Origin of the sequence: Shewanella cyperi (assembly GCF_017354985.1) — a bacterium.
Classification (GTDB): Bacteria; Pseudomonadota; Gammaproteobacteria; order Enterobacterales; family Shewanellaceae; genus Shewanella; species Shewanella cyperi.
Genome location: NZ_CP071501.1, coordinates 854651 through 871570 on the forward strand (window position 1 = coordinate 854651; position 16920 = coordinate 871570).

The following is a 16920-nucleotide window of genomic DNA, read 5'->3' on the forward strand; positions in this document are numbered from 1 at the left end:
CTCAAGCCGGCATTGGCGGTCAGTGCAGGCGCACCGCCTTGATTAACACCGGCTTTTGAGGTTCATGGAAGGCTATCTTCTTATCATCGCCATACCACTTTTCGGTCACAGCGACATTGGCAATGGCGTCCAGTACGGCTTCACCTTCCACCAATTGACCGAACACTGTGTAGCGGCCATCAAGGTGAGGCCGGGCTGCATCGCAGATGTAAAATTCGGTGGAGCCTGAGTTGGGATCTTCGTCCCGAGCCAGGCCCAGGGCACCTTTGATGTGGGGATGACTGTTGAACTCGGCCACCACTGTGGGCTCATTGTTTTCATCCATACTGCCGGCCTGGATCACATGGCCTTTCACCACCCGGTAAAAGGCTTTGCCTTCGTACCAACCTGTTTGTGCCAGGCGCTGGAAGTTAGCCACTGTTTTGGGGGCCTCGTCGGGGAAGAACTCAAAGGTCATGTTGCCCATATCTGTCTCTATGGTGACCCGGTTTTCGGCCTGGGTGCTGAGGGATATCAAACAGGCCAGGGCTGGCAGCAGCAGGTGGATAAAGCGCATGATTATTTTCCATTCCATTGATTTTTATCCCAAGTTACAGCCATTGCAGTAAAACTCAAGTGGCGCTGCCTGATGATTTTTCATCCGGGCTCTGTCGTTTGATGAAAGTGGGTGCTACGGGAAGGTCGAGATCCATAAAGCGTGACCGCAGCCACCTTTGTTAACCCGGGCGCTGGTGCCGAGCAAAGCCGGGCTTCTACAATAGCCGAAATGCCAACAGCCCGGGGGAGCAAAGTGACCCGAAAGCCCGACAGGATCACCGCCATGCAGCAGATCATAGATGCGGTCAAGGCCGAGTTCCCCCTGTATCTTGAGGACACCTTCAAGTGTGGCCCGGATAACACTTGTCAGGGGTGCCCCAAGAAGCTGATGGAGCTGGTGGATGGTGAGCTGCAATATTGGCAGCACAGGATCAATCAGGGGATAGCGCCGGGATTCGACGATCTCAACCAGTTCGGTAAGCTGTGCCGTAATGTCCGCCGCGCCCTGGTGCGCAATCAACGTATCGATTCCTGAGCCCCTTTCCTTTTTGCCCGTCAAGCCTTGATGCCAGTCCGCTGCTGCTGAATTAACCATGAAAAATATGTGGTGAAAGGGTGTCAGCAACTACACTTAACCCTATGGCAGGGTGTTGATTTTGAGAGGCTTCAACCCGATTGGGGCGATTTGCCCCGACCGAGCCGGGATCAGGCCTGCCGCTGGAGTCTATGGCTAAGGGGGAATTATGTTATCGAATAAAGTTTCCCTGATGCTGCTGCTGGGTGCCGGAGTGGTGCTGAGTGGGTGCAGTCGTCAGGTCAGTTATCAGGAAGAGGTGCTGCCTATTTTGCGGACCTCATGTTTCAGTTGCCATGTGGCGGGTGAAGGTGCGCAGAATGCGGGATTAATACTCAACAGCTACAGCAGCATGATGGCCGGTACCAAGATGGGGCCTGTGGTTGTCCCCGGCAGCGCGGCGTCAAGCACCCTGTATCTGGTGATTTCGCACAATGTGGATCCCAAAATCCAGATGCCACCGCACCATGAAGACAAAATGGCCCAGGGCCAGGGCGAGCCCTTGAGCATGGAGCAGATTGACACCATCAAGCTGTGGATAGATCAAGGCGCCAAGAATAACTGAGCCGCAGTGATAGCGTCACGCGCCCTGCCCGGCGGCGGGGCGCTTTGCCTTGCTCAGTCGAGGTAACAGAGCAGCACCACAGCCGCCAGTGCCAGGGTCAGGCAAGCCAGCTTCAGGGGCCAGGAGATACGGTTCTGCGGGCTGCTTTGCTGTTGTTGCGCCAGCCGGTTTTCCAACGCAGCCGCCTTTTGCTTACAACTCATGTTTGTCCGCCTTGCCTCCCGGCTCCAACGCTTGTTTCAACCCCATGAGCTGCATGTCATTTCTATAGTGCTGTATGGTGTCGCGCCCGGCCGCTTTGGCGGCATACATGGCGGTGTCGGCATTTTTCAACAGCTGCAGTTCGTCCAGGCCATCGTCCGGATACAGGGCCAGGCCTATGCTGGAGGAGATGCAGATCCTGTGGTTGTCGAGCATAAAGGGCTCGCTCAGGGCGAGACGGATTTTCTCGGCAACCCTGAAGGCATCGTCGAGGGTCTTAATCGATGGCAGCAGCACTATGAATTCATCACCGCCGATGCGCGACACTGTATCGGCCTCACGGACACAGGCCTGCATTCGGGTCGCGGCCTGCTTGAGCAGTTCATCGCCCCAATGATGACCGAGATCGTCATTGACGGGTTTAAACCTGTCCAAATCGATAAACATCAGCGCCAGCATCTGCTTATCCCGCTTGGCTGAGGTCAGATGCTGCCGAAAACGATCGTCGAACAGGCTGCGGTTGGGCAAGCCGGTGAGGGCATCGTAATGGGCCAGACGCTGCACCAGTTGTTCGTGCAGTTTGCGCTCTGTGATGTCGGTCTGGGTGCCAATTACCCGCAAGGGCCGACCATTGTGGTCACGGCTGACCACCATGCCGCGGTCAAGGATCCACTTCCAGCTGCCGTCGCGGCACCTGAGCCTGTGTTCTATGGTGTAAATTGGGGTTTTACCGTCGAGGTTGGCCTGCAGCGCCGCCAGGGTGGCCGCCTTGTCATCAGGATGCAGGCGGTTTTTCCACTCGTCCACGCTGTCGCTGATCTCTTCCTTGTCATAGCCGAGCATCTCTTTCCAGCGCCTCGAAAAGAACACCTTGCCGTTGGAGACATCCCAGTCCCACACGCCGTCGCCGGCACCTTCGAGGGCAAACTTCCAGCGGAACTCGCTGTCCCTGAGCTTGCGGGTCCGGTCTGCGACCTGGGCCTCGATGCGGGCCGTGTAGCCAGTGCTCAGCAGCAGCAGGGCGCTCAGCAGTCCGGTACTGAGAACACTGATGGCCAGCACGCCCCAACTCTGCCAGCTGCGGTGCATCTGGTTGTAAAGCGGGGTGGGTGCGGTTTCCAGGCGGTAGCTGCGACCGCCGAAATCCAGGGTGCGGGAAAACAGCGGCCTTGGTTGCTCCGGGCCAAAATTGTCGTACAGGGTGCTTTGCTCTTCGGCATCGGTCAGGCGCATGTAGAGATGGGGACTGACTTCCGGCAGCAGCTGGGTCATGAATTCCCCCATCCGCAACACCGAGGTCACCACGCCGGAATAAGGATCCTGGGGATTGATGGCCATAAACAGCAGCACCCCCTTTTGGCCCTGCTTTTCCTGTACCAGTTGCAGCGGTGCCGATGCCACCAGGGCGCCGGTCTGCTTGGCGGAGACTATGGCGGTCAGTCGCAACGGATTGGAGGCAAGATCAAAGCCCAGGGCCTCCTGATTGCCGCTCAGGGGTTCAATAAAGGTCACGGGATAATAGAAGTCCCTGAAGCCTGCAGCCTGCAGCTTACCCTGGTCGTTGCGCTCCGTGATGGTAAATTGGGTCAGCTCAAACTGTTGCTTGGTGATAAATGCCTGACGCCGCTCGCCGGTGATCCTCGGCGCATAGCTCAGGGCCTGGATCATGGGATAGCGACTGAGGGAGCGATCGGCAAAGCGGGCAAATTCATTGCGGCTCACCGCATCATCGCCGTCGCGGGCAAACAGGGCCGCGGTTTGGGCCAGCAGGGCTTCCTGGGTTTCCAGTTTGGATTGAAACTGCATCAGGCTCTGCTGTGAATACTGCTTGAACTCGGACAGGGAATCACCGTATTCCCATTGGCTGGTTTTGATGAAGATGGCCACGAAAAACACAAATACCGCGCTGATGGGCAGGGCCACTGTTTTGATGCGGCTGCGCCAAAGAGTAAAGGGGGCGGCGGTGAATATCATGGTCAGGGGGAACAACACCACGGCCCCCAGGGTATCGCCAATCCACCAGGCTACCCAGTTGCTGATAAGCTCCCTGGCGTCAACCAAGCCGAGCAGGAACAATCCGCCCACCGACAAGCTGGCGCTGGTCAGACAAAACACCGGCGCCAGCAGTAAAAAGCCGGCGACCTCGCGGCTGTTGTCCAGGGAGGTGGGCAGGGACATGATTTTGCGCAACATGGCGCTGCCGAGAATGGCTTGCAGCAAAGAGGCCAGGGCAATGATAGTGGCCACCAGCGCGCCTGTGGTGCCAATGTTGCCCTGATCCTGATAGCCAATCCACAGATTCAGCAGCAAGGAGCCAACAAAAATGAACGGCCAGGTGCGCCTGCCTGCCAGAAAGGCTGCCGCCAGAGCGATACCCGCAGGTGGAAAAATCGGGCTGGCATATCCCGGTGGCAGGGCCAGCATCAAGCCCAGTTTGCCGCTCAGTATGTAGACCAGGCTCAGCAAAAATAAGGGCAATAACCCCAATTCAAACAGAGAGAGTAAGTTATCGTGTTTGGTGCGGGACATAGGCAAAGTAGCGCTTTCCTCTGGATGTTTATTTCTGGCAGCGGAAACACTCATCCATGAGTGTTTTACACAGGTCAAACCCCAGACTCAGAGTTTGCGCGCAGTCAGTTTTTATTGTGGATGACGCAGGAGTCACAGGTCAATTTTTGCCTGCTAAATTAGGGCCATCTATCACATATTCAGTCGGAGAACTGCCAAGCTGAACCCTCGCCGTTTTCTGACGGATAAGAACCTTTTTCTGATGGGTAAGGGCAAGAGACCGCCTCAGCGGTCTTTAAATTTCAACCAGCCTTCGGGATGGTGTCCCTTGGGGTCGGCGTGGGTCCAGTGTATGACGCCCCCCTTGGGATTCCACTCATACTGGCCATAAAAACTGACCCAATCGCCGATATTGAGGGGGGACAGCCGCGGTGCCAGGTCGATGTTATGGGCAATCAGCAGGGTTTGCCCCGACGCCAGGCGGATAATAAACCTCTGATGGCGACTGCCCTCGTTATCATCGGCCAATAACTTAATCACTTCCCCCTCGCCCTGCACCTGCAATTGACTTTGCCGATTGGCAAAGGCTCTGGCGAGTTGGGCATCGCCACTGGAGATTTGGGTTGGGTCAATCTCGGTGAGATCTGTCTCGGTTTGGCCAATTTCGGCCAGGCTGGCGTGAGCGGGTGGCGCCGTCTGTTCCTGTGACGGATACCTGTGCCAGGTCCAGACTACAGCAAACAGGGCGATACAAAGGATCAGAATGCGGTTCAAGGAGTCTGTCCGTGGAGTCATAACTGGAGCGAGTATAGCCCCTTGAGCGAGCGCCCGTCACTTAACCCAGTCAAACCGGGCTCAAGGCTCAATTGCGGGCACTGCCAGGTGAGCGGACTGTAAGCTCAGTACCGTTATGCATTGTTACCGCCATTCTCCAATGGCAGCGTCAGTCGGAAACAGGCGCCCCCCAGGTCGGCGCTGGCAGCGGCACTGAGCTCACCGCCGTGCCAGTCGACTATTTTGCCACCATTTACCTCATTGTCCGGTTTTGCATCTGATGCGTGGTAAGAATCGCAGGGGTGTGTTTTTACCCGGTATGATTTGGCGTCAATGCAGGTTGGTTCTCAGGGCGAGTATGTCGCACTGCAACTGATTCAGCAGCGCCTGGGAGGTATGGCCCTTGATTTCGCTGAGCCAGTCTTCGTGGGCATTGGCGCCCAGCACCACTATGTCGCTGTTGCAGGCCCGGGCGGTATCGGCAATCACAAAGTCCGGCAGGCCGTTGCCCAGGTGCAGCCTGTCGTCGGTCAGTGCCAGTTCCTCTGCCAGTTGTCTGAGTTTTTGCCAGTGATGGCTGGCCTCGTCCGGCGCCTGATTGGCGCTGAAGGACATGCCCAGTTCATTATCCTGATAACAATTGAGCAGATGCAGTTGTTGATGCAGCAACTCCGCCAGATCCCCGGCAAAGTGCAGCAGGGCACGGTTGAAGGTTGGCGTTTCCTGATCGTCGTCAATGTCGAGGGCGGTGAGGATACGGCCGTCCGAACTCCAGGGCTGCTCACCGGCAAACAGTACCGGAAGGGCCACGTCTTTCAGCAGTTGCCAGTCGTCGGTACTGGCAAATTCACATAGCCAGGGCGCGTAGTGGTGATGTTCCACCAGCAGCAGATCGTAATCTTCTTGCCTGATTTCGTTGACTACGGCGGCAGCCAGAGAGGCAGCACGGCAATGCTTCACCCGTACCTTGATGTCCTGATTCGGGTAGCTGTCATGGCGGGGGAACTCGTTTTTCTGCTCATCGTGATGGGACAGGTGTTGATCCAGCCAGTGGACCACCCCCTGATATTCAGGCAGTTGTACCCTTAACAGGGTTAGATTTCCGTGGCAGAGATTGGCCAGCTGAATGGCTTTTTGCAGGGCGGCGCGGGATTGGGTACTTTCATCTGTGACGGCCAACAGATTTTGAAATCTGCTCATGGCGATGACTCCAATGGTATACCGGAGCATTAATTTTACGCCTAATGCGGCTTGGCGGTCAGATTCTTTTGCTCTGTCAGAGAGCGGTGATAGTGACAATCCATCTTTAATGCGCTAGGGGACATGGCGTGCTTTTTGCCTGAATCAAAGTGAGATTCACTCTCGCTGCCGTTGGCATTAGCGCTGTTGTGCTGTGGAGCTGGGTGAAAAAATACCCGGGCACTGGGCCCGGGCATGTTCTAATCAAGTCTGAATTCAAGCGTGCAATCAAGCCGCCGGTTTTGGGGCGCCCTGCGGTTTTGGACGACGACGGCGTACCTGGGGCTTGCCCTCTGCTGAGCTGCCTTGAGGTTTGCTGGCCTGAGATCTGTTGCCCTGTGGCTTACTGCCCTGTGGCTTGCTTTGTTGGGGCTTGCGGCCCTCGGGCTGTTGACGTCTGTCACCGCTGTCGCGTTTTTCCGCATTGCCACGACTATCGGCGGGCCTTTGCTCGCCGCCCTTGCGGCCATCGGTCCTGCGTTCGGTGCGTTGTTGTTCACCCTGTGGCTGGCCGGTGCGACCTGGACGCTTGGCGCCCTGGCCCTGTTTGGCGCCTTGACCCGGCTTGGCCTGGGAGCGGCTGCCGCCCCCGGCTTGCTGGCTGGTTGGCAGCGGATGGGTGGGGATAAAACCGTCGAATTCCTTGCGGGTCAGCGATTGCTTGATCAGGCGCTCAATGTCGCGCAGCTGTTTGACCTCTTCATGGGTCACCAGGGACACGGCCTCGCCGTCGCTGCCGGCACGACCGGTGCGACCGATACGGTGTACATAGTCTTCGGGTACGTGTGGCAGTTCAAAGTTGACCACCTGGGGCAGCTCGGCAATGTCGATGCCGCGGGCGGCGATGTCTGTCGCCACCAGCATGCGGATGGCGCCGGATTTGAAATCCGCCAGCGCCTTGGTGCGGGCACTCTGGCTCTTGTTGCCATGAATGGCGGCGGCCTTGATGCCTTCGGCCTCCATCTGTTTTGCCAGGCGGTTGGCACCATGCTTGGTACGGCAGAAGACCAGTACCTGTTCCCAGCGATAGAAGCGGGTCAGCTCGGCCAGCAGGGCCGGTTTCTGGTTCTTGTCCACCGGACAGATCCACTGGCGCACCCGATCGGCGGTGGAGTTGCGCGGCGTGACCGAAACTTCGGCGGCGTTGTGCAACAGGCCGTGGGCCAGGGTGCGGATCTCTTCCGAGAAGGTGGCCGAGAACAGCAGATTCTGGCGCTTGGGCGGCAGCAGCTTGAGAATGCGTTTGATGTCATGGATAAAGCCCATGTCCAGCATACGGTCGGCCTCGTCCAGCACCAGCACTTCCAAACCGTGGAAGCTCAGGGCATGTTGCTGATACAGATCCAGCAGGCGACCCGGGGTGGCCACCAGGATATCGACGCCGCGGGCCAGGGCGCTGATCTGCGGATTGATGGACACGCCGCCGAACACTACGGTGCTCTTGAGTGGCAGGTACTTGCCGTAGGCCGTGACGTTGTCGGCTATCTGCGCCGCCAGCTCACGGGTCGGAGTCAATACCAGGGCACGCACCTGCTTGGGGCCGGCCTTCTGGCCCTTGCTCAGATTTTCCAGCAAAGGCAGGGTGAAGCCTGCGGTCTTGCCCGTGCCTGTCTGGGCCGCGGCCAACAGGTCACCGCCCTTGAGCACCACAGGAATTGCCTGGGCCTGGATGGGGGACGGGGTCTGATAACCTTTCTGGCTCAGGGCCTTGAGAATGGGGGCGGACAGCCCCAGGGAGGCAAAACTCATGCAGATCTCTCTTGCTGGAAAAACGGGATGTGCCGGTCGGGCCGGTACAGGGGGACGCAAGCTTACCCTATGCGGGCTCCGGCCGCCATCGATACCTCATTTTAAGCCACTGATAAGCCCCGGTCGAATTCAGCTGTTTGTTGTCCGAAACCTGCAGTTGCCGCTGCCCTGCCGGGCCTGTTGCAGCTTTGCCATCGGATCGCTGTGCATTAAAAAGGGTTAATAAACATGGAGTCGCCCGGAGTGCTCTGCTATCTTGAGCCCCAGTTCCAGGCGCAGGGATGGGCATAGCTCACAAAGGCATAGCTCAAAAGGGGATAGCTGATGCCTGCCGTGTTCCAGTGCCCGACAATGAGCGTGCGAAACTATGGCTAATGTGAAACCTTCGGTCACCGCTAATCTCAAACCTTCGGTCACGGCTAATCAAAAATCCAGCCCACTCAACACCGCGGCCACTTATCCCGCCATCGACAGCATCCGGCGCTATGCCCTTGAGCAGCGGGAGAGCGCCCAGGCGCTGATCCGCAACGTGTTGCAGATGTCTGATATCTCCCCCCAAAGATTCAATGCCGCCATGGATGCCATCATGACCCATGGCCGCATTGCGCTGCATTTTCATCCCGATCGCCTCGATTGCCGCGGCCAAATGGTGGCCGAGGGCCTGTTCAATGACGGCCTGTATCGCAACCAGTTTGAGACCCATGTATCCAATGGCCTGCTGTCGCCCGAGATTGGCGGTCCCCGGGATCATTGGGAGCGGGCGTTTTTCGGCAGCCTCTGCAATGACAAGGCGGCCCGTCCCAAATACGGTGCCCTGGATCTGGGGTTGTTTGCCGATGGCCCCTCACCCCGTTTCGGCAGTTGCTACTTTCTGTGCTCTGCGGCGGCGCTGCAACGCAGCACCTTTTGTTACCTGGACTCCTATCGCACCCCCAGGGAAAAGGGCACCCTCGATTGTTTCGAGCTGCCGATGGCGGCACTGCTGAGCGAAAGCTTTGAGCGGGGTTATGCCCTGGGGCAGGAAGGATTGCCGCCGCCGAAACTGATAGCACACCTGCTGGAGCATCTGGGGCAAGGTGACGCACGGCAGCAGGTTCCCGGCCTGAACCGACCCATGAGCGGTAATCTGGATCATTACATTGAGGCCCAGATCCACGGCCCCCTGTCACTGACAACAGATGTGGACTGCCTGGTGGCCGATCCCAGCTTCAGGGGCACGCAAGTGGGGGAGCTGTTGGTTGCCCTTTGTCGCCGTTATGCGCTGCAATTGCACTGGCACGGGGGACGACACTTGCTGCCGGAGCAGGTGCCGCGGGATTTTCGCGGTGCAACCATGCCGGCGCTGGCCAGGCAGGTTGCCATTGATGGCCGGGTCACAGCCCATGCCATAGGTGTAGCGGCGAGAAAACTGGGTACTCATTCTGGTGGCGGCAGCAGCAGGCACCTTGAAGAGCTTAAGTGGCTCTGGCATGTGCTGGTGCGCTTCGGACGTCCCCTGGCGGACTGATTTACTCCTTTATTCCCGGCGCCCGGGCTGAGATACTGCGCTCAATTCACAGGCCCTCTCTGGATGGCCAACACAAGTTACGGTTTTGCATGGATAAATCCCTCGAGAAACAGCTGACACTCTGGCTCAGACAACAAAAGCGCGTCTGCGGCCTGTTCCTGCCGCTGAGCCTGCTGCTGGGAACGCTCAATGCCGCCGCCCTGGTGGCCCAAAGCTGGCTGCTGGCCCGGGTGCTTGGCGATCTGGTGCTTAACGGTACTCCCGCTGCTGCTCATATGCCCGATTTGCTTGCCATGGCGGCACTCCTGTTGCTGCGGGCTCTGTGTGCCTGGGGGCGTGAGCGGGCCGGCTTCGAGGCCGGGCTCAGGCTGAGGCGCGCCCTGCGGGGGCGGGTGCTGGATAGGTTAAGCACCCTGGGACCGGCCTATATCCGCAGTCAGAGCGCCGGCAGCTGGGCCAGCAAGTTGTTGGAGCAGGTGGAACAGTTGCAGGATTTTTACGGCCGCTATCTGCCGCAAACGACACTGGTGGCCCTGGTGCCCTTGCTGATCCTGGCCTGTGTCTGGCCGCTGAACTGGGCCGCCGGGCTGATATTGCTCGGCACGGCGCCGCTGATCCCGCTGTTTATGGTGCTGGTGGGCATGGGCGCCGGCGATGCCAATCGTAAACACTTTCAGGCTCTGTCCCGGCTGTCGGGGCACTTTATGGACAGACTCAGGGGGCTCTCTACCCTGAGGCTGTTTGACCGTGCTGCCGCCGAGCAGCAGGCCATAGAAAACGCCTCGGAAGAATTTCGTCGCCGCACCATGGCTGTGCTGCGCCTGGCTTTTTTAAGCTCGGCGGTACTGGAGTTTTTCGCCGCCGTCAGCATAGCCCTGCTGGCGGTGTATTTTGGTTTCAGCCTGCTGGGGCACCTGGACTTTGGCCACTACGGCGCCGGGGTGCAACTGGGAAGCGCCCTGTTTGTGCTCTTGCTGGCGCCCGAGTTTTACCAGCCGCTGCGGGAGCTGGGCACCCACTATCATGCCAAGGCCCAGGCGGTGGCGGCGGCCGAGGCCTTGCATCAGTTGTTGGAGGGCGAACTGCACGCCCCTGAGGCGGGTCGGCAAGCCGTCCCCGACACACTGGCCATTTGCGCCAAGGAGCTCAGGGTCTTAAGCCATGACGGCCATTGCCTGCTGGGGCCCTTGAGTTTTGCTGTCGCCGAGGGGGAGCAGGTGGCCATTCTCGGCCCCAGCGGCGCCGGTAAGAGCAGTCTGCTCAATGCGCTGCTGGGCTTTTTACCCTATGCGGGCAGCCTGACGGTGGGCGGTGTCGAACTCCGTGACCTGGATTTGAGTGCCTGGCGGGCGCAACTGCTGTGGCTGTCCCAGGAGCCGCAGCTGCTGCACGGCACTTTGAGGGATAATGTGGCCATGGGTCGGCCCCTGAGTGATGCGGAGATCTGGGCCTTGCTGGACCGGGCTCACATAGGTGATTTCGTCCGCGGTCTGCCCGCAGGATTGGAACAGATGCTGGCGGAGCAGGGGAGTAGCATTTCCGTGGGCCAGGCCCAGCGGCTCGCACTGGCGCGGGCACTGGCGGGTGCCGGGCGGATTTTGCTGCTGGATGAACCCGGTGCCAGCCTGGATGTGGACAGCGAACGCCTGGTGATGGATAGCCTTAAACAGGCTTCCCTTGGTCGTACCCGGCTGCTGATAAGTCACAGGCTCGATGAACTCGATGGCGGGGATACAGTGCTGTATCTGGCGCAGGGGCAACTGCAACAGCAGGGCAAACTCAGGGAACTCGCCCTGGCTGCGGGCCCGGTGGCGAAGCTGCTGGCGCAGGAGGGCTTGCAATGATGACTTCGAGAGGACCCGGCATGGGCGCCGGCATCAGGTCCAATACCAGCTCAAGTGACTGGCTGTGGCCACTGCTGAAACGCCACAGCCTGATGATGCTGCTGGGGCTGCTGTTGTCGCTGCTGGCGCTGCTGACCGGTATGGGGCTGTTGTCGCTGTCGGGCTGGTTCCTATCGGCCACGGCGCTGGCTGGCCTGACCGTCACCACGGCCCAGGCCTTCAACTTCTTTACCCCGGCCGGGGGCGTGCGGGCCCTGTCCATCGCCCGTACCGCCAGTCGCTATGGCGAGCGGCTGGTGACCCATGAAGCCACCTTCAGGGCCCTGACTACCCTGCGTTCCCTGGCCTGGCAAGCGCTGCTGCCCCTCGGCGAAGCGCGTTTGGGGGGCGAGCGCCGCGGCGAGCTGCTCAACCGTCTGGTGGCCGACATAGATACCCTGGATCACTTGTATCTGCGCCTGGCGGTGCCTCTTTTAAGCTTCCTGCTTGGGCTGCTGACCTTGCTGGGCATGCTCGCCTGGCTCGACCCAACCCTGGCCTTGATCCTCGGTACCGGTTTACTGTTCAGTGCCCTGTGCTTGCCGCTGCTTACCTATCCCTTGGGGCGCAAGGCCGCCCGCGGGCAGGTGCAGGGGCGGCGCAATTACCGGGTGGCATTGCTGGAGTTTATCTCGGCCCAGGGTGAGTTGGCGCTCTTTGGCGCCACAGATCGCTACCGAGCCGCACTCGATGAGCTGGAGCTGGGCTGGCAGCATTGTCAGCGGCAACTGGCGGCGCTCGCCGGTCTGAGCCAGGGCTTCACTATTCTGCTCCATGGCGCCCTGGTGCTGCTGATCTTGTTGCTGGTTTCAAATGGCGTTGGCAGCAGTCAACCGCCGGGCGCCCTGGCGGCATTGGTGTTGTTTGTTGCCCTGTCGACCATGGAACTGCTGTCGCCCCTGAGCACCGCCTTCGCCCAATTGGCCGGCACCCTGGAGGCGGCAAAGCGGGTCGATGACTTGCTCACCGCCCCGTCCGGCGTGCAGTTTGTGAGCCAGGGGCCGACGGTCACAGAGGGCCGTATCGAGTTAAGGGATGTCGATTTTGCCTATCCCGGCAACGGCCCTGTGCTCAAGGGCATCAGCCTGGAACTGGCACCCGGCAGCTGCACCGTCCTTATCGGCAAGACCGGCAGCGGCAAGTCGAGCCTGTTGTCGCTGCTGACCCGCAGCTGGGAGCCGGTACACGGCGAGATACTGCTGGATGGGCTGCCACTGGCAGCTTACAGCGAGGCCGAACTGCGCCGTGCCATTACGGTCGTGAGCCAGAGAGTGCATGTGTTCAGCGCCAGCCTGAGGGATAACCTGCTGCTGGCCAATGAGGCAGCGACAGATGCCGAACTCACAGCCGTGCTCACCAAGGTGGGCCTTGGCCATCTGGCGTTGGATGCCTGGCTCGGCGACGGTGGCCGGCCCCTGTCCGGCGGTGAAACCCGCCGCCTTGGCATAGCCCGGGCGCTGCTGCGTGACAGTCCTATACTGCTGCTGGACGAACCCACGGAAGGACTCGACAGGCACACCGAGGCGCAGATGCTCAGGCTTCTGCTGGCCCACTGTCGGGGCGGGGACGGAGAATCTGCTGGGGATGAGGGGGTGGCCGGGGGCGAAACCAAGGCGTTGACCAAGGGCGAGCGCAAGCAAGACAGGACGCTGCTGATGATAAGTCACAGGCTGACCGCCATGGGGCAAATGGATCAGATCTGTGTGCTGGAGCAGGGCCAGATAGTGGCGAGGGGCGATCATGGACAACTGCTCTCGGAGTTCACCCCCTATGCCCGTCAATACCGGCGCTAGCAGCTAATAGCTCAATCCGCTGCTAGCTGGACTTGGTGATAGCTGCATCCGGTGATAGTTGCTACGAGCGGTGAGCAGCTTATCGCAACAGGCACCGCTGACCTGGCCCTTTAACCTAAGGTTCCAGCCAAAAGCCTTAGCCGAGCCGTTTGGAAAATTCCAGAAACCGCAGTACTTCTTCCTCATGGAATAACAAATTGTCGCCGTCCCTGATGCTGGATAACAGATTTTCCCTGGCATAACGTTTGATAGTGGTGGGGGTCTTGTCGAGCAACTGACAGACCTCGTCCAGGGTCAGCAACTTGGAAGCCATGGGGTTCTCCTGCGATTGAGTGACAGCCTCAAGTATAGACTGTGCTTTTTCAGCGCCCCAAATGGTGAGGCTGGGGATTTGGCTAAGGCTGGCGGTGGGAAACTTGGGCGGCAAATGCCAAGTGTAGTTGCCTGGCATTCGGTAAAGATTGGCAGTCTTAAGAAATTGATGCCAATAAAAATAGGACATGAGAGAGGCTGTGAACAGCGACGAGAAGCAGGTTAATTTGGTCAAGCGCCCCTTGTTTGCGCCTTATTCACCGAGTTCAAGTGGCAAGTTGTCTGTCGACCATTCAATAAGCCCGCCGTCGTAAACGGCCACGTTTTGATGTCCCAGCAAGTGGAGAATAAAGGCGTCACTCGAAGAGGCAATACCACCGCCGCAGTAGGTAATTACGCGTTCAGTCTCCAGCATAGGGCGAAACAATTTGCGCAGATCTTCGGTCGGACGATAGCGCATGGTCTCCCGGTCGAGGATTTCCCACGCGGTTACATTTTTTGCACCTGGGATATGGCCTCGTGCACCGTATTCCTTCCGCTCACCACTGTGCTGCCGCCGACCGAGAGCGTTCACTATGCAGGTCTTTGAGTCTTTAATGGCGGCCTGCACCTGCTCTTTGTCGGCGATGAGTTCCGGTCTGAGGTGCGGGGTAAAGGTCGCCGCCGGGTAAGCGCATGGTGTCGAGGAGACAGGTCTGTCTTCAAGCCGCCAGGTAGTCCAGCCGCCGTTAAGTACCGACGCGTTGTCGAATCCAAAGGTGCGGAGCATCCACCACAAGCGCGCGGCCCACATGTTTTCCCGCCCATCATAAAGCACGACACGGGTGCCGTCTCCGATACCAAGCCGGCCCATCTGGTCGGCGAACCAGTCAGCGGTTGGCATGGTGAAGGTGTAGGAAGGCCGTTGGGGATCCGATATCTCCAGGAGATCGGCAAAGGCAGCACCAGGAATGTGAGAGCGCTGAAACTCACGTCTACCACTCTTAACCCGCGGGAACGGCCACAGCTTAACCTGCACAGTTGCATCCACCACGCGCAGGTCGGGATCGTTCAGATGTTGCTCCAGCCACTCAGGTTCAACGAGCGGATGCTGTGTGCCTGTTTCGGGGATAGGGGGATGGGACTCACTCATGGCAACCTCCCGGAGGTTCCGTACTGGTGCCTTAGTACAGCCTAACACCTTAATAATGATAATGCCTGTTCATTACCCCAACCATGCAGTCGTTGGCGGCTCTGAAGGGGGAAATGGTGCAACAGTCAAACTTCACAATGTCTCTTTGAGTTTCCTCGACTGTTCCGCCATGTCTGGAGTGGAACTCCCATTAGCCAGCACTGCCGCACCAGTGACCATTGGCGACAGGAAGTCGCCGGTGAGCCTCCAGGGAGGGATTCACGGCGTGTCACGGGTGCGGCAGTGCGAAGGCCCACCGCAGGTGATTTATGGCATCCGATGCCGGAAAGTTGCAGTTGAAGCAAGAGATAGCCGCTGTGCCAGCGGCACAACGTCGTGGGCTTCCAACCCACTCCCGGGCAAGGGGCTTTGCTCATCCAAAGCCCCTTGCATCCCAAAGGATGCCCCCAGCCGGAGCCGAAAACCCCTCGGGTTTATGGGCGAAACGGCCAACGCGACAGACTCGCGTCCTGCTCGACTGTCGCTACCTCGGCGTCCGGCCTCGGTTGTTGCCGTTTCTTGCCCAACACCCTCGGCGGCTCCGAAGGGGGAAGCGGTGCAACAGTCAAACGTCATAATGTCTCTTCGAGTTTCCTAGACTGTTCCATCATGGCTGGAGTGGTACACCAATAGACTAGCACTGCCGCACCAGTGACCATTGGCGACAGGGATGTCGCCGCTGAGCCCCCAGGGATGCTGATGTTTAAACCAAGAGTCGCCGTGTCACTGGAGTGGCAGTGCGAAGGCCCACCGCAGATGATTGATTGCATCCGACGCCGGACGTTGCACGAAAGCACAAGATAGCCGCTGTGCCGGCGGCACAAAGTCGTGGGTCTCAAACCGGGAGCGCCGAGCCCACACCCGGGCAAGGGGCTTTGCTCATCCACGAACAACTTCCATGTTTAACGGCCAGCTCGCCATCAATGGCTCGCGCTCATAAGCACGCTTGCCGCAGGCAAGCATTCGCCCTCACCACGCCATTTTCAGCAGCGTCCTCGACTCTGGCTCCTGCTTTGTCCTAACTCCTGCATCCATGCAGTCGTCGGCGGCTACGAAGGGGGGCGGTGCAACACTCAAACTTTTAACCAAGTATCACTACCTGTGAAACTATCGAGTTGCAGCAATTGCTGGAGTGGAACTCCAATAGTTTGCACTGCCGCACCAGTGACCGTCGGCGACAGGGATGTCGCCGTTGAGCGCCCAGGGACGGGTTCACAGCGTGTCACTGGAGTGGCAGTGCGAAGGCCCACCGCAGGTGATTGATTACTTCCCATGCCGGAAGTTGCAGAAAAGCAAAAGATTACCGCTGTGCCAGCGGCAGAAAGTCATGGGGCGCCGTGGGCGAGCATGACATAAACGGCTCTGATTACTTTCGTATCAGCCCTTTTATTTAAGTACGCCAAGATTGCGTGCTTGAGTGACCTGTCAGGCCTCGGGCTCGGCATAAGGCATCCCTTTACCTGTCTCTATGTAGCTTTTAAGACTTGCCAGAAAATGACCCCAGCCCTGACTGCAAATGTCGAAGCATTCAATTTGCTGCGTCAGACCTTGATGTTCCAGAGCGAGGCGCGTGGTGGATTCGGATGGGCTTGCAAGTTGGAATACGATTGTGGTGCCAATCCATTCCTTCGTACGTGTCAAACCTGGAACAACTAGTTGGGCGTCGATGACATTCCAACGAACCTCAGATTGTGGCCGCAGGGATTCAATGCGCATCACTTTGAAAGTTTCTCCAAATCTTATGGTTATTAAATCGCCAATGCCTGTACCGACCTCGCAGGAAGTCGTCCACCAATCGGAAATACCGCGTTGCGTGGTCAATGCTGCGTAAACGTCAGAGGCTGGTGCAGAAATAAGCAGGTTGTTTTTGTAGCTGTCCATAGCATGTCTCCATGTCAGATGTTGATAAGAATCATCTAATGCCGTTGCTAATGGGGTAACCGAAACATAGTGTAGTTTGTCCGGCGGAGGGGCTGCATTTTGCGGCTGGATAATACTTGGCAACTTGCTAGGTGGAGATCAAAAACAAGATTGAGACAACCACACATGAAGTCCCTAAAACTCTATAAAACATCCTGGCTTTTCTCACACCTTCTTCTTTGTCTTT

General features: G+C 58.5%; 14 protein-coding genes. 5 read left to right on the top strand and 9 right to left on the bottom strand.

The genetic code is table 11. The features are described from left to right. Positions 1-19: 19 nt before the first annotated feature. Entirely contained in the window at positions 20-574 is a 555-nt protein-coding gene (locus JYB84_RS03550; protein WP_207322079.1) for a peptidylprolyl isomerase, read from the bottom strand. A 216-nt stretch (positions 575-790) separates the two neighbouring features. On the opposite strand from JYB84_RS03550, the gene JYB84_RS03555 reads away from it, so the two are divergent. Next, positions 791-1072 carry a hypothetical protein gene (locus JYB84_RS03555; RefSeq protein ID WP_207322080.1) on the top strand — a complete coding sequence of 94 codons (282 nt, stop codon included), beginning with the start codon at positions 791-793 and terminating at the stop codon, positions 1070-1072. Positions 1073-1280: 208 nt separating this feature from the next. Continuing rightward, positions 1281-1676 (top strand): c-type cytochrome domain-containing protein, encoded by a 396-nt coding sequence (locus JYB84_RS03560; RefSeq protein WP_207322081.1) that lies wholly within the window; start codon positions 1281-1283, stop codon positions 1674-1676. A 53-nt stretch (positions 1677-1729) separates the two neighbouring features. Here JYB84_RS03560 and JYB84_RS03565 read toward each other — a convergent pair whose 3' ends face one another. From JYB84_RS03565 to JYB84_RS03585, 5 genes are all read right to left on the bottom strand, one after another. Further along, on the bottom strand, positions 1730-1879 hold the full coding sequence (locus JYB84_RS03565) for a hypothetical protein (RefSeq protein ID WP_207322082.1): 150 nt from the start codon (positions 1877-1879) through the stop codon (positions 1730-1732). Next, a complete protein-coding gene (locus JYB84_RS03570; protein WP_207322083.1) occupies positions 1869-4406 on the bottom strand; it encodes a diguanylate cyclase domain-containing protein in 2538 nt (845 codons plus the stop codon). The genes JYB84_RS03565 and JYB84_RS03570 overlap by 11 nt, the downstream gene beginning before the upstream one ends. A gap of 264 nt (positions 4407-4670) precedes the next feature. After that, entirely contained in the window at positions 4671-5159 is a 489-nt protein-coding gene (locus tag JYB84_RS03575; protein WP_407696010.1) for a DUF3465 domain-containing protein, read from the bottom strand. A gap of 330 nt (positions 5160-5489) precedes the next feature. Continuing rightward, on the bottom strand, positions 5490-6359 hold the full coding sequence (locus JYB84_RS03580) for a universal stress protein (RefSeq protein WP_207322085.1): 870 nt from the start codon (positions 6357-6359) through the stop codon (positions 5490-5492). A gap of 267 nt (positions 6360-6626) precedes the next feature. Beyond that, on the bottom strand, positions 6627-8147 hold the full coding sequence (locus tag JYB84_RS03585) for a DEAD/DEAH box helicase (RefSeq protein ID WP_207322086.1): 1521 nt from the start codon (positions 8145-8147) through the stop codon (positions 6627-6629). A 367-nt stretch (positions 8148-8514) separates the two neighbouring features. Between JYB84_RS03585 and JYB84_RS03590 the strand changes: the two genes are divergently transcribed. The 3 genes from JYB84_RS03590 (at position 8515) to cydC (ending at position 13330) form a co-directional block, all read left to right on the top strand. Beyond that, the gene (locus JYB84_RS03590; protein WP_207322087.1) at positions 8515-9654 is read left to right on the top strand and encodes a DUF3626 domain-containing protein; all 1140 of its coding nucleotides are present in this window, start codon (positions 8515-8517) and stop codon (positions 9652-9654) included. An 89-nt stretch (positions 9655-9743) separates the two neighbouring features. Beyond that, positions 9744-11498 (top strand): heme ABC transporter permease/ATP-binding protein CydD, encoded by a 1755-nt coding sequence (gene cydD, locus JYB84_RS03595; RefSeq protein WP_207322088.1) that lies wholly within the window; start codon positions 9744-9746, stop codon positions 11496-11498. A gap of 20 nt (positions 11499-11518) precedes the next feature. Beyond that, positions 11519-13330: a heme ABC transporter ATP-binding protein/permease CydC gene (gene cydC, locus JYB84_RS03600; RefSeq protein WP_207323081.1), complete on the top strand. Its 1812-nt coding sequence runs from the start codon at positions 11519-11521 to the stop codon at positions 13328-13330. Between the two features lie 136 nt (positions 13331-13466). On the opposite strand, the gene JYB84_RS03605 is transcribed toward cydC, so the two are convergent. The 3 genes from JYB84_RS03605 to JYB84_RS03615 all read right to left on the bottom strand — a co-directional run bounded on the left by JYB84_RS03605 (position 13467) and on the right by JYB84_RS03615 (position 16694). Continuing rightward, positions 13467-13643, bottom strand: a complete 177-nt coding sequence (locus JYB84_RS03605) for a helix-turn-helix domain-containing protein (protein WP_207322089.1) — start codon at positions 13641-13643, stop codon at positions 13467-13469. A gap of 252 nt (positions 13644-13895) precedes the next feature. Further along, entirely contained in the window at positions 13896-14774 is an 879-nt protein-coding gene (locus JYB84_RS03610) for a sulfurtransferase (RefSeq protein WP_207322090.1), read from the bottom strand. Between the two features lie 1464 nt (positions 14775-16238). Further along, positions 16239-16694, bottom strand: a complete 456-nt coding sequence (locus tag JYB84_RS03615) for an SRPBCC family protein (protein ID WP_207322091.1) — start codon at positions 16692-16694, stop codon at positions 16239-16241. Positions 16695-16920: the final 226 nt, after the last annotated feature.

Bases quoted from the DNA above. Each gene is read 5' to 3' on its own strand.
- JYB84_RS03550 (WP_207322079.1), bottom strand. From the start codon at position 574: ATGGAATGGAAAATAATCATGCGCTTTATCCACCTGCTGCTGCCAGCC.
- JYB84_RS03560 (WP_207322081.1), top strand. From the start codon at position 1,281: ATGTTATCGAATAAAGTTTCCCTGATGCTGCTGCTGGGTGCCGGAGTG.
- JYB84_RS03565 (WP_207322082.1), bottom strand. From the start codon at position 1,879: ATGAGTTGTAAGCAAAAGGCGGCTGCGTTGGAAAACCGGCTGGCGCAA.
- JYB84_RS03570 (WP_207322083.1), bottom strand. From the start codon at position 4,406: ATGTCCCGCACCAAACACGATAACTTACTCTCTCTGTTTGAATTGGGG.
- JYB84_RS03580 (WP_207322085.1), bottom strand. From the start codon at position 6,359: ATGAGCAGATTTCAAAATCTGTTGGCCGTCACAGATGAAAGTACCCAA.
- JYB84_RS03585 (WP_207322086.1), bottom strand. From the start codon at position 8,147: ATGAGTTTTGCCTCCCTGGGGCTGTCCGCCCCCATTCTCAAGGCCCTG.
- JYB84_RS03590 (WP_207322087.1), top strand. From the start codon at position 8,515: ATGGCTAATGTGAAACCTTCGGTCACCGCTAATCTCAAACCTTCGGTC.
- cydD (WP_207322088.1), top strand. From the start codon at position 9,744: ATGGATAAATCCCTCGAGAAACAGCTGACACTCTGGCTCAGACAACAA.
- cydC (WP_207323081.1), top strand. From the start codon at position 11,519: ATGGGCGCCGGCATCAGGTCCAATACCAGCTCAAGTGACTGGCTGTGG.
- JYB84_RS03605 (WP_207322089.1), bottom strand. From the start codon at position 13,643: ATGGCTTCCAAGTTGCTGACCCTGGACGAGGTCTGTCAGTTGCTCGAC.
- JYB84_RS03610 (WP_207322090.1), bottom strand. From the start codon at position 14,774: ATGAGTGAGTCCCATCCCCCTATCCCCGAAACAGGCACACAGCATCCG.
- JYB84_RS03615 (WP_207322091.1), bottom strand. From the start codon at position 16,694: ATGGACAGCTACAAAAACAACCTGCTTATTTCTGCACCAGCCTCTGAC.